Source organism: Caballeronia mineralivorans PML1(12), from assembly GCF_001028175.1.
GTDB classification, from domain to species: Bacteria; Pseudomonadota; Gammaproteobacteria; order Burkholderiales; family Burkholderiaceae; genus Caballeronia; species Caballeronia mineralivorans.
This window is the reverse complement of sequence record NZ_AEJF01000005.1, coordinates 76,151-87,866: the sequence shown is the minus strand read 5'-3', so window position 1 is coordinate 87,866 and position 11,716 is coordinate 76,151. Positions and strand designations below refer to the sequence as shown.

Annotated in this window: 12 protein-coding genes, 3 tRNA genes and 1 pseudogene; 12 read left to right on the top strand and 4 right to left on the bottom strand. The window is 58.5% G+C overall.

Annotation, left to right across the window (positions count from 1 at the left end):
* Positions 1-58 precede the first annotated feature (58 nt).
* Complete coding sequence (efp, locus tag EOS_RS01060; RefSeq protein WP_047844746.1) at positions 59-616, bottom strand: elongation factor P; 558 nt, start codon at positions 614-616, stop codon at positions 59-61.
* A gap of 221 nt (positions 617-837) precedes the next feature.
* Positions 838-2,040 carry an elongation factor P maturation arginine rhamnosyltransferase EarP gene (gene earP, locus EOS_RS01055; RefSeq protein WP_082163172.1) on the bottom strand — a complete coding sequence of 401 codons (1,203 nt, stop codon included), beginning with the start codon at positions 2,038-2,040 and terminating at the stop codon, positions 838-840.
* Positions 2,041-2,279: 239 nt separating this feature from the next.
* On the opposite strand from earP, the gene uvrC reads away from it, so the two are divergent.
* The 9 genes from uvrC to EOS_RS01010 all read left to right on the top strand — a co-directional run bounded on the left by uvrC (position 2,280) and on the right by EOS_RS01010 (position 9,624).
* The gene (gene uvrC / locus EOS_RS01050; RefSeq protein WP_047844744.1) at positions 2,280-4,460 is read left to right on the top strand and encodes an excinuclease ABC subunit UvrC; all 2,181 of its coding nucleotides are present in this window, start codon (positions 2,280-2,282) and stop codon (positions 4,458-4,460) included.
* A gap of 85 nt (positions 4,461-4,545) precedes the next feature.
* Complete coding sequence (gene pgsA / locus EOS_RS01045; protein WP_047844743.1) at positions 4,546-5,142, top strand: CDP-diacylglycerol--glycerol-3-phosphate 3-phosphatidyltransferase; 597 nt, start codon at positions 4,546-4,548, stop codon at positions 5,140-5,142.
* Between the two features lie 170 nt (positions 5,143-5,312).
* Positions 5,313-5,388 (top strand) — tRNA-Gly (locus EOS_RS01040).
* A 57-nt stretch (positions 5,389-5,445) separates the two neighbouring features.
* A tRNA-Gly gene (locus EOS_RS01035) sits at positions 5,446-5,521 on the top strand.
* Between the two features lie 107 nt (positions 5,522-5,628).
* Positions 5,629-5,702 (top strand) — tRNA-Cys (locus tag EOS_RS01030).
* A 245-nt stretch (positions 5,703-5,947) separates the two neighbouring features.
* On the top strand, positions 5,948-7,021 hold the full coding sequence (locus EOS_RS01025; protein WP_235442662.1) for a site-specific integrase: 1,074 nt from the start codon (positions 5,948-5,950) through the stop codon (positions 7,019-7,021).
* A gap of 150 nt (positions 7,022-7,171) precedes the next feature.
* The gene (locus tag EOS_RS01020) at positions 7,172-7,861 is read left to right on the top strand and encodes a hypothetical protein (protein WP_047844741.1); all 690 of its coding nucleotides are present in this window, start codon (positions 7,172-7,174) and stop codon (positions 7,859-7,861) included.
* Position 7,862: 1 nt separating this feature from the next.
* Positions 7,863-8,546, top strand: coding sequence for a hypothetical protein (locus tag EOS_RS01015; RefSeq protein WP_152693059.1), 684 nt, complete (start codon positions 7,863-7,865; stop codon positions 8,544-8,546).
* 4 nt (positions 8,547-8,550) lie between these two features.
* Positions 8,551-9,624 carry an MBL fold metallo-hydrolase gene (locus tag EOS_RS01010; RefSeq protein WP_047844739.1) on the top strand — a complete coding sequence of 358 codons (1,074 nt, stop codon included), beginning with the start codon at positions 8,551-8,553 and terminating at the stop codon, positions 9,622-9,624.
* 20 nt (positions 9,625-9,644) lie between these two features.
* On the opposite strand, the gene EOS_RS01005 is transcribed toward EOS_RS01010, so the two are convergent.
* Together EOS_RS01005 and EOS_RS01000 are read right to left on the bottom strand one after the other, a co-directional pair.
* The gene (locus EOS_RS01005) at positions 9,645-9,998 is read right to left on the bottom strand and encodes a helix-turn-helix domain-containing protein (protein WP_047844738.1); all 354 of its coding nucleotides are present in this window, start codon (positions 9,996-9,998) and stop codon (positions 9,645-9,647) included.
* On the bottom strand, positions 9,995-10,369 hold the full coding sequence (locus EOS_RS01000) for a hypothetical protein (protein WP_047844737.1): 375 nt from the start codon (positions 10,367-10,369) through the stop codon (positions 9,995-9,997). The genes EOS_RS01005 and EOS_RS01000 overlap by 4 nt, the downstream gene beginning before the upstream one ends.
* Positions 10,370-10,429: 60 nt before the next feature.
* On the opposite strand from EOS_RS01000, the pseudogene EOS_RS00995 reads away from it, so the two are divergent.
* The 3 genes and pseudogenes from EOS_RS00995 to EOS_RS00985 all read left to right on the top strand — a co-directional run.
* A pseudogene (locus tag EOS_RS00995) lies at positions 10,430-10,621 on the top strand (late control protein); the annotation flags it as partial.
* Positions 10,622-10,732: 111 nt separating this feature from the next.
* Entirely contained in the window at positions 10,733-11,293 is a 561-nt protein-coding gene (locus tag EOS_RS00990; protein ID WP_053063715.1) for a lysozyme, read from the top strand.
* Entirely contained in the window at positions 11,290-11,712 is a 423-nt protein-coding gene (locus tag EOS_RS00985; RefSeq protein WP_047844735.1) for a hypothetical protein, read from the top strand. Before EOS_RS00990 ends, EOS_RS00985 begins: the two co-directional genes overlap by 4 nt.
* The last annotated feature ends 4 nt before the right edge of the window (positions 11,713-11,716 follow it).

Genomic DNA, 11,716 nt, shown 5'->3' with positions numbered 1-11,716 from the left:
TCAATGCGTTGATACGTGAATTCACGCGAGCCGGCCTGACTGCCGGCCAACCGGCACTTTACGCGCGGCTGCGGTACTCGTTGGTCCGCGTATCGATTTCGATCTTGTCGCCGATGCCGCAGAACAGCGGCACTTGCAGCTCGAAACCCGTGGCCAGCTTGGCGGTCTTCAGGACCTTGCCCGACGACGTGTCGCCCTTCACAGCCGGTTCCGTGTAGATGATCTCGCGGACCAGCGCGGTCGGCAGCTCCACGGAGATGGCTTTCTCGTTGTAGAACACCACTTCGCACGGCATGCCGTCTTCGAGGTAGTGCAATGCGTCGCCCATCATGTCGGCTTCGACTTCGAACTGGTTGTAGTCGGAGTCCATGAACACATACATGGGGTCGGCGAAGTACGAGTACGTCACTTCCTTGCGCTCGAGCTGGACGACGTCGAATTTGTCGTCCGCCTTGTACACCGATTCCATGTTGCCGCTGGAAAGCAGGTTACGGAACTTCATCTTCACGACCGCGGAATTGCGGCCGGATTTGTTGTACTCGGCCTTCTGCACGACCATGGCATCGCTGCCGATCATCACGACGTTGCCGACGCGGAGTTCTTGTGCGGTCTTCATATTAAAAAACTGTCCTGTACGAAAATGTGAGCCTGATCGCTGCAGTGTCGACGGCTGGCTCGTGGCCAAGGATCTTGTTAATCCCCAACCTCGGGCGCCTTGGCCCTTGTGGCCGCTTCACTGGATATTCTGACTATTCCCACCGTGCTTATTCCACTGTCGCACTGTGGAATTCCGTCCGGAACTTAATTGTTCTGAACTGCAAGCCGTTGGATAACCGCTTATTTTAACTGAGTTTTCGCGAATTCTGCCAGATTTCCAGCCAGATCGCCGATGCTCGCCAGTTCCGCCGCCCAATCGGCGGCACGCTGTTCCAGCAGCGCGCGATTTCGCCAGAAATCGTCCCAGTCCGGGGCGCCCGCGCCGTTCCACGCATGCCAGAAGCGTTCAAGCGACGCCCGCGCTCCATCAGGCAAGCCGTTCGCGTAGTGCGCGAGCGCGGCGTCGAGTTTCGGCAGATGAGCGTCGTCGCCTTGCGGATAGATTTGCCAGACAAACGGCTTCTGCGCCCATTGCGCCCGCACGAATGAATCTTCGCCACGCACGAAATTCAGATCGGCGGCCCAGAGCAGGGAATCGAAGAGCGGCTGCTCGACAAAACCGAGCGCGTAAGCCTTCAGCGACCCGCTTTGTGCCTTCGCCCCGGCAAGGAAGTCCGGCAGGCCGAAAAACCTCGCCAGTGCCCCGGAGATGCGCCCCTCCGGCACGAGCAGCGCGACCGGCGTGTCCGAATCGCGCCATTGTTCAAGCAATGTATCGATGGCCGGGTTCTCATACGCGAACATCGAGATCACGGTTGTGCCGGGCGGCGGCGCCGTGATGCCGACACGCGCGCGCCACCAGGCATCGCGCCGGAACGCCTCGCGCTCGGCGTCAAGCGTGCGCTCTTTCAGCACCCCGCCGGTTCCGGGACCCAGGCCGGGAAAGAAGAATGTTTTGTCGAGCGCGTAGCGCGGATGCGGCGACGGCCTCAGATGAAAATCCGCGACCCAGTCCTCTGCGCTCAGATATTCGAGATTCAACCACACGGGCTTCTGCTCGCGGCAGGCCATTGCGCTCACGTACACCGCCGGTAATTCGCAGCCGAACGCTTCGATCACCACATCGGCTATCTGCAGCGTGTCGCCGGCGTGCGACGGCGCGTGCCAGTGCTCGATCACGACGCCCGCGGCGCTTTGCCGGTCGAGCGCGGGATCGACGGCGGGGCAGAGCGCATGAAAGGCCTTGAGGTTATCGACGAACAGGCGCACTTGCCAGCCATGCTCAGCCGCGAGTTGGCGCGCGAGCCGCCAGCAGACGCCGATGTCGCCGAAGTTATCGATGACTGCGCAGAAAATGTCGCAGGCGATGTTGCCAGCTGGAGCGTCGAAATTGACGCTGGCGTTGCCGGCAGCAACCGGCAATTGTTCCGATGAAGACGGCATGGGCAATAGGGCGGCGACGAACCGCTAATGAATGGTGGACTACGGTTTGAACTAAACTGGCGTTTTTAAGGATAACGATTCGCGCGGTGCACTGCGTTACGGTTGCGTTACGAGCTTGCATGTTGACGACGCATCACTCGTCCGCTTCTCGTCGGCCATCCGGCGCATTTTCCGGCGTGACTGGAAACCAATAAAACTTTGCTGAACTTAAGCCGCGCGCTCCCCGCAATCATCCCTGCATGACAGACTCCGACGTTTTCGACCCCAAAAAAAGCCTGGCTCAGCTGCCGCACTTGCCGGGCGTGTACCGGTATTACGACGAGCATGGCAACGTGCTGTACGTCGGTAAAGCGCGCGACCTGAGAAAACGCGTGTCGAGCTATTTTACGAAGACGCTGCTTTCGCCGCGCATCGCGATGATGGTCACGCGCATTCGCAAAATCGAAACGACGGTCACGCGCTCCGAAGCCGAAGCGCTGTTGCTCGAGAATAATCTGATCAAGGCGCTCGCGCCGCGCTACAACATCCTGTTTCGCGACGACAAGTCTTATCCCTATCTGAAGCTCACTGGCCACAAGTTTCCGCGCATGGCGTATTACCGTGGCAGCGTCGACAAGAAGAACCAGTACTTCGGTCCGTTCCCGAGCGCGTGGGCCGTGCGCGAAAGCATCCAGATCCTGCAGCGCGTATTTCAGTTGCGCACCTGCGAAGATTCTGTCTTCACCAACCGCACGCGGCCTTGCCTGCTGCATCAGATCGGACGCTGTACCGCTCCGTGTGTCGGCTTGATCAACGAAGAGGACTACGCACGCGATGTATCGAACGCATCGCGTTTCCTGCTCGGACGGCAGGGCGAAGTGATGAAGGAACTCGAGCAGAAGATGCACGCGTTCGCTGCCGATCTCAAGTTCGAACAGGCTGCGGCCGTGCGCAATCAAATGAGCTCGCTGTCCACGGTGCTGCATCAGCAGGCGATCGAAGTGGGCGGCGATAACGACGTCGATATCCTCGCGGTCGTCGCGCTCGGCGGCAAGGTGTGCGTGAATCTCGCGATGGTGCGCGGCGGCCGGCATCTCGGCGATAAAGCCTATTTCCCGACGCACGTGGAAGCGGCGCTCGCGATAGAAGAGGCGATGCCGGAAGAACTCGCCGACGATGAAATCGTGGCAGGCGTGGGCAATATTGTTATCGAGCAAGTGGAGGCAAGCGCCGATGACATAGCCCTGCCGCCCGGTACGCTTGCCTCGCTCGAACAGGATTTCGAGGCCCATGCGACGACTGGCGAGATGCAGGACGAGATCGCCGAGACCGGTGCAATGCCGCCGCTCGACGCGACTGAATCCGAGCGTCAGGGCGCGCTCGAAGCCGAGGTGCTCGAAGCGTTTATCGCGCAGCATTACATCGGCAATCGCGTGCCGCCGGTGCTGGTCGTGAGCCACGCACCGACGAACCGCGAGCTCGTCGATCTGCTGATCGAACAGGCTGGGCACAAGGTCGCGGTGCTGCGCCAGCCGCAGGGACAAAAGCGCGCGTGGCTGTCGATGGCCGAATCGAATGCCAAGCTCGCGCTCGCGCGCCTGTTGTCCGAACAGGGATCGCAACAGGCCCGCACGCGTTCTCTCGGTGACACATTGAGCCTCGAAATGGACGATCTCGCGCAGTTGCGGATCGAATGTTTCGACATCAGCCACACGATGGGCGAAGCGACGCAGGCGTCGTGCGTGGTGTATCACCATCACAAGATGCAGTCGGCCGAATACCGGCGCTACAACATCACTGGCATCACGCCCGGCGACGATTACGCCGCGATGCGCCAGGTCCTCACGCGCCGCTACGAGAAGATGCTGGCCCAGGCCGCCGCGCGATCCGCCGATGAACCCGTTGAGTCTCAAACCGGGTTGCAGTCGCAAGGGCAAGTGGAACCACAAACCGGTTCCGAAGCCGATGTTGCTGAACCTGTGCCATCGGGAGGCCGGTTGCCGAATATCGTGTTGATCGATGGCGGCAAGGGCCAGGTCGAAATCGCGCGGCAAGTGTTCGCCGAACTGGGCCTCGATCACGGCATGCTGGTCGGCGTGGCGAAGGGGGAAGGGCGCAAGGTCGGCCTCGAAACCCTGATTTTCGCCGATGGCCGCGCGCCGCTCGAACTCGGCAAGGAGAGCGCGGCGCTGATGCTCGTCGCGCAGATTCGCGACGAAGCACACCGCTTTGCGATCACCGGCATGCGGGCCAAACGGGCGAAGACGCGGCAGACATCGCGGCTCGAGGAACTGGAGGGGATTGGCGCGAAACGGCGTCAGAAGCTGCTATCGCGTTTCGGCGGTTTGCGCGGCGTGCAGGCGGCGAGCGTGGAAGATCTTGCGAGCGTCGAAGGCATTTCGCAGGCGCTCGCCGAGCAGATCTACCGGCAGTTGCATTGAGTGCAACGTCCGGCCGTGCGGCCCGTCGGCTTGTGACATATAGGTCGACGCGGCACAATGGCACCTCTCTATAAGAGTCACGCCCATGCCGTTTAATTTTCCGATTTTCCTGACGTGGCTGCGAATTGTGCTGATTCCGCTCGTCGTGGGCGTCTTCTATCTGCCGGACGTGATGATGAGCCCGGACCATCGCAATCTGCTTGCAATGGTCATCTTCGTGTTGGCCGCGCTGACCGACTGGTTTGACGGTTACCTCGCGCGCAAGCTCAATCAGACATCGGCATTCGGCGCGTTTCTCGACCCCGTCGCGGACAAGCTCATGGTGACCGCCGCGCTGCTCGTGCTTGTGCAACTGATGCGGTTGAACGCGGTGATTGCGCTGGTTATCGTGGGACGTGAAATCACGATTTCGGCATTGCGCGAATGGATGGCGCAGATCGGGGCATCGAAGAGCGTGGCCGTGAATTCGCTCGGCAAGTTCAAGACGCTTTGCCAGATGGTGGCCATCCCCATGTTGCTGTTCTACGGGCCGCTGAAGATTGCCGGCACGCCGCTCGTTATCGATACCCGTGTGTGGGGGCTCTGGCTGATCTACGTCGCCGCGTTCCTCACGGTCTGGTCCATGCTCTATTACATGAAGCTCGCGTGGCCGCAGATTCGCGAGCGGGGCGGCATGCTCTGATCGACGGTTGAAGGCGGGTTGAAGGCGGTAAAAAGTGATGGGGCACATACAAAGCCCTTGACACTAAAGTTGGGCTTCTCCATAATCTCGTTTCTGTCGGATGCGCGCAAAACACCGCAGCGTTTGATGAAGTACAAAAGCAGTAAATTGGCAGAAGAAGTCGGCAAGATGCGGGAGTAGCTCAGCTGGTAGAGCGCAACCTTGCCAAGGTTGAGGTCGCGAGTTCGAGCCTCGTCTCCCGCTCCAGATCAAGAGGTCCTCGGCAATGGTAAGCCGGTGGCTGGCAGCACAGTGTAAGACCATGCGGGAGTAGCTCAGCTGGTAGAGCGCAACCTTGCCAAGGTTGAGGTCGCGAGTTCGAGCCTCGTCTCCCGCTCCAACAAAAAGGGGAAGCCAAGCTTCCCTTTTTGTTTGGTGGCCCGGCTCAATGTGTTGATGTGGGTCAGTTTTGCCAGACACGGAATGTTTGATGTAGTCCCCGCTTCTGGCGCGATAGCAAAGCGGTTATGCAGCGGCCTGCAAAGCCGTTTAGGCCGGTTCGACTCCGGCTCGCGCCTCCAGACAAAGCCCTGATTCGTCAGGGCTTTTTCTTTGTCTGAGCGGTTTCCATATATGGAAATGCGCCGTCTAAAGTGGTAAAAAGCCCTCTCGAACCACTCCAAAAAAACGCCAAACCACTCGCATATCGGCTCATTGGCCGTTCGCGTGAGTTTGGCTCGGGGCTATGTCCACAAAAAGAATGCGTCCATCCGGGACGTGGGAATACATCATCCGGCGCAAAGGCATTCTGCCAAAGCCACTTTCCTTGACCTTTGACACAGAGGAAGAGGGCGACGCTTACGTCAAGAGACTGGAGCAGATGCTCGACGCCGGCATCCTACCCGAGGATCTTGTCGCGCGACGTAGCGATCTGGTCTCGATCGACGATGCGATCCGCTCCTACATGACAGAGGTCTCGCTACCGTCCTCGGATGCATCGTTGCTCAACGCACTGATCGATCGTTGGAACGGTCAGGTGCTCACGGGTGTCGACTATCAGTGGGCGGGGGTGAAGAGCATGAAGCGGAAAGACGTTATGGCGCCATCGACGATTCGCCACTACGTGGGGGCGCTCGCTCGGTGCTTCGATTGGGTTGTGCGATCCGGCACGCCGTCGCTCGCTACAAATCCGCTGCGCCTTCTTCCGAAGCGCTATGCCACATACACGGACGAAGACTCGGCCGCTGTTCGTGCACAAGACAAGAAGCCGAAAGAGGGCGTGCATCGTGACCGCCGGCTTTGGGTCGATGAAGAGAAAGCTGTCAGGCGGATCCTTGCAGGCGAGAAGCCCGAAAAGCGTCAACGTGGGCCTGACCTGAATTTCCGACCGGCTATGGAGTTCTTGTTCGAGCTCGGCATTGAATCGGCAATGCGGATGCGTGAAATGTACACGCTCGACGTCGACCAGGTTGACGTCGGTCGGCGGACGGTATTTCTCGACAAGACGAAGAACGGTAGCAAGCGACAGGTGCCATTGACGACCGTCGCGATCCAGTCATTCGAGAATTATATGAAGGCGGTCAAAGACGGTGACCCGGAGATGTCGGGCTTCGAGTTCGATGGTGGCCGACTATTTCCGTGGCGGGACGGTTGTCGTGATCGCAAGGTGTTGGCAGGAGTATCAGTGCGGCTGTCAGGGCAATTCGGTCGCATCTTCGCGGCGGCCGGGTGCGGGGACGTGACATTTCACGACCTGCGACACGAGGCTACGTCTCGGCTTTACGAGAAGACTTCTCTGTCCGATGTACAAATCGCGAAGATCACCGGACACTCCGATACGAAAGTGCTCATGCGCTATTCAAATCTCCGCGGTAGCGATCTTGCGGTTCGCCTATGGTGACTCAGGTCCTATCAAACAGACGCGTGGCGTCGCGAACGATGACGTGAGTATTGAATCAGTTACTATCTACACTATTATTGAGCCGGCAGTGGTTTTGTCGACCTGAAAAAAATTCTCCAGTCGCAGTTGCGTGGAGTCGGGAACGGGAAAATGGCCGCGAATCGCGAAATATTTGATGCGCAGATCGTATTTTCAGGGGAATTTTTGCCCGCGTTGTTCTCTCCTGATTGGTTCGGGCGCAACAACCTGATTGGAACCGAGGATGTCGAAGTTGCGAGGACAGGCAATCTCGTCGTGAGCCGGGACGTCACGACCTTCCAAACGGACTGGTTTACGTTTCAGGCATTGCAGCAGCAAATAGTCGCCACCTCGTTGGGGCCGGTAACGCCCTTACTAATGGATCTAGCAGTCGGCGTCTTGATGCTCTTGCCTGAGACGCTGATTACGGGAGTTGGATTAAATTTCCGGTCGCATTACAAAACGTCCACGTGGGCTGAGTATCATCGAATCGGAGATACCCTTGTTCCGAAGGACCGTTGGAATACCCTATTCCCTGGAATGCACGTCGGCATGGCGAATCTTCAGGTGATGGCGGAGAAGCTCAAAGACGATGGCGTAGCAGTCAGCGGCGATCAATACCACGTATTTGTGCAACCTTCGGGCCTGCTCAAAGAGGGCGTCTTCATTGCGACCAATGACCACCGCGCGGTCAGCGTTGATTCTCCTAAGCAACCCCCTGGAGAGAAGGCGGCGCAGATCGTAAGAGACAGTTGGGAATCGGCATGGCATCGCTCGATGGAACTGACTGACCAACTGTTGGCGGATGTACTGGGAGGCTGAGATGGCAAGTACACAGGCGCTGGCAGCTCCGAGTAGCTACCTGAAGGCGTTGCACGCCGATCTGGCGTCTCTCACGAGACGCGAGTCTATCAAAGGCTCAAGGACATCCGAGTCCATTAAAGGCTCAGGGACGTCCACGCTCGTGGCGAGCAATAACGATGCAATTGCGGACGTGAGCGAAGTCCTCCGCCAATTCTCAGAGCGGAGTGATGCTTTGTTGAGTGTGGGAGGGTTGAAAGAAGGTACTTTGGTAGCTGCTAGCCCGACCGTAGTCGAAGTTCCCTTGAAACAGGACCGCAAACTGGCGAAGGGAGCGCCGAGAGTTGTCGCACAAGTTACCGCCTATACGGCACCCATCGAGGTGTTCGAAGGCACCGTACGTTCGGTCGACCGCGCTTCGGAGGTGATGTATGTAACCCTCGCTTCGAAGACTCGCGATGTGTCAGATCATGCTGCTGACATCAGCTTCACATGGGTGAACCCGCAAGACTTGGATCTGATCGCGCCGGGGGCGGTTTTTTATCTGTCGCTATACAAAGAAAGGCGCGGAGGCACGATACGCAATACAGAAGAGCTCCGATTTCGACGGATGCCGACATGGACGCGCACACAGATTGCGCGAGTCAGGGAGGACGCTGACCGTCTTTATTCCAAGCTTCAGGCCCGACCACTTCTAGAAGAATAAGCGAATGCAATATACGGCGGGACCGGCTCCAGATGAGCCGGAGGTCGTGGTTTTTGGCCCCGGCTATGGCGAAGCAATAGCCGTGCACCTCGGGGACAATCAATGGCTGTTGGTCGACTCGTGTCGAAACCCGAAAACGAAGGTGCCCGCGTCGCTAGAATATTTGCAGCAAATCGGCGTCGATCCGACTCAAGTGTTGGCGATCGTCGCGTCGCATTGGCATGATGACCACGTTAGAGGACTATCCGCATTACTGAATGCGTGCTCGAACGCTGAGCTGTTTATTTCGGGGGTTTTCAATGACCAAGAGGCAATGGCGTTCTTGGCTGCCTACTCAGGCAAGCATACGTCTGGTCTAAGCAGAGGTACTCGCGAACTGTATGATTCGGTAGGTAGATTGGGCAGCGCGGTGATCCCGGCTTTTCACCGGACGCTGATCATGCAGCGACAGATAAGCGGGCACAGAGTACAGGTGGCTGCACTTTCGCCAACGACCGAGGGTCAGGCGAAAACTCTTGAACATTTCGCGTCTTATGTGCCGTCCGACGACGCAGAGACGGGCGACAGTCCAATTAACCACGCTCCCGATCTGCAACCCAATATGGAATCTGTCGTTGTCCATATTGACCTGGGCGACGATGCCATTCTGCTCGGCTCGGATCTGGAGCATCATGGATTGGCCGGCTGGCAGGGAATCGTGGAATCAAGGTTCGGCCGCAACCTCAGACAAGCTTCGATTTACAAAGTGGCCCACCACGGGTCTGTAACGGCGGAGTACCAGGGGATATGGGATCTCATGCTTCGTGCGGCCCCGACATCTGTACTCACGCCGTTTATAAATGGCAGTGTGAAGCTGCCTAAGGACGTCGATCGACAGCGTGTTCGCGGCGCTTCCAGCCAGTCATTTATCAGCTCCGGTGCCAGTAGAAAAGCTCTGCTTGATCGGGAAATTGAGAAGCGCCTTGACGCCATGTGTACCAATCTGACGCCGGTCAACAACGGTTTCGGCGCAGTCCGCTTACGTCGCCAAAACGGCCAGTGGACTTCGGCTCTGTTTGGCGACGCAATGGTTCTCTAGTGGATTTCCGAGGAGTGGTACTAGGACGCGGCAGTGCTTTCGTGTTCAATGCCGCTTTCAAAAAATGTTGTCTCAGGAAGTCGAGGAAGCACCCGCGCGCGTCTCCCCGGTCTGCGTCGGTCCGGAGTGTCAAATTGCCTCGCGATCGCACAGGCCACACGGGAGTCAGTTTCTGGCTCATGTGCGCCCTGCAGGCGGGAGAGAGATTGTTCGTGCACCTTCTTGCGCAAGAACGTAAGAACGTCATCTTCTAGGCACACCCAGGCACGACCGATTTTCGCGCCGGGTAGCTCCCCGGTCCCGGCGAGCTTCATCACTGTGTTGCGGTCGACCTTCAGCAGATCTGCGCATTCAATCAAGTCGAAAGTTTTCATTGTTTACTTGCTCGTTGTATGGCGATCGCCTGAAACGCGGCCAGCGTCTCTGCCGCCCGAAACCCTTGTGTCGCAGCACGCGGCTTTGCTGCGCTTCCCGAGATACACCAGAACACATCCATTCGCTTCCGCTCGCTCATCATGCGGAAGCTTTCGATACTACCCTGTCGCTCCAGTTCAGCGAGGGCCACGTCGACGAGCCTCATGCTTGTTTGCAGCGATCGCACCAGCACAGTCTTAGGCTGATGCTCGACTTCTAACGCGTCGAGGATCTCTTCCTGCAAAGTTGCTTTGTCGCGGGCGATTTGTAGGTGCCCACGTGCGTCAAGAACAGTTGTCGCGCGGGCTGAGTTATCGATCTTCCATCTCATACGGTGTCTCCTTCCTCGTCGTTTGCATTCATCGCGGCATCGAGCAAATCGCGAATTGTCTTAGCCCTGCAGGGTTTCAAAAAGGAAGCGGACGGTGACTTCCTGATCGATTCCGTGACCCACACCTACTCGGGGCGTAGTTGGGAAACCGAGGTCGAGCTCAACGCGGGGAACAAGGGGAAAGCGAAAGTCGGCCACGGCAAAAAGCCGGCCAAGAAAATCAACCTGGTCGTGCAGTCTCCATCGAACTAGCAGGTCGAAACAAGGCATCAAAGCAACTTTGCGCGAGGCCGCCTTAACGGGCGGTTTTTTTATGGCCGCTCCGATCGTTCATCGGACGGTCATTTTTTATGGAGGCTGCATTTGAACGAGAACCTCAAATATTCCGAGCAGGGCATGTCGCTCACGCAGGCCGCCGAGACGCTTTACCTCTTTGCTTATCCGGATCCAGCCTCGCCCTTGGCGAAGGAGCTGCAGCGCCGTGGCTTGTGGTTGGCCACGTTGCGCGGTGAGCCCATCCCGGCGAGCCCCCTCGGCCTGAGCGGTGCGCCGTGGACGGGCGGCTGGGGGCATACGGGCGCTGAGATGCATTACGGCATGACGTTCTCGCGGGAGCAGGCCGTCGCCTGGCTGCGTCAGGACGTGGCAAGCGCCGAGGCGACGGTCAAGCGCGTGGTTCGTGTCGGGCTCAATCAGGAAGAGTACGACGCGCTTGTCGACCTGGTCTTCAACATCGGCAGCGGCAATTTCAACACGTCGACGCTGTTGCGCAAGCTTAATGCCGGCGACACGGAGGGTGCGATTGCCGAGTTCGCCCGATGGAACAAGGCGGGTGGTGTCGTGCTCGCCGGCCTGGTCAAGCGCCGCGAAGCGAACCGCGCGCTGTTCCAGCTCGGCGCGAATCACCAGCGGAGGGCCGCATGAAAACCGATGCGCTAGCGCGGCTGATTTACGCGTACATGGCTGTCTACATCGCGGTGTCGGCATTCACGGCACCCTGCTTGGCAACCTCGGTGATGCTCGTGCTCGATGGCGTCTGGGGGTATGCCGTGACGTGCGGCACGGGGGCGCTCGCGGCGGTGATCGCATTGGACGTCGCGATCAATGACTGGTTGCCGGACAAGTATGTCTTCCATTGGGCAAGAGTCCGCCGGCACTGGTTGTATGTGCTGACTGCAGCAGCGTATGTCACGCCGATCTTCGCGGCGAGTGCCTACGTCGTCAACGCGGCGCAGTTCATTTTTTATATCGACATGGCGTCTTTCGGGCTCGTTCTGGGCTACCGGGAAGCGCAAGCCTATCGGGAAGCTCAAGCGAAGCGGGGGTGTCAGTGCGCCGAATGATCGT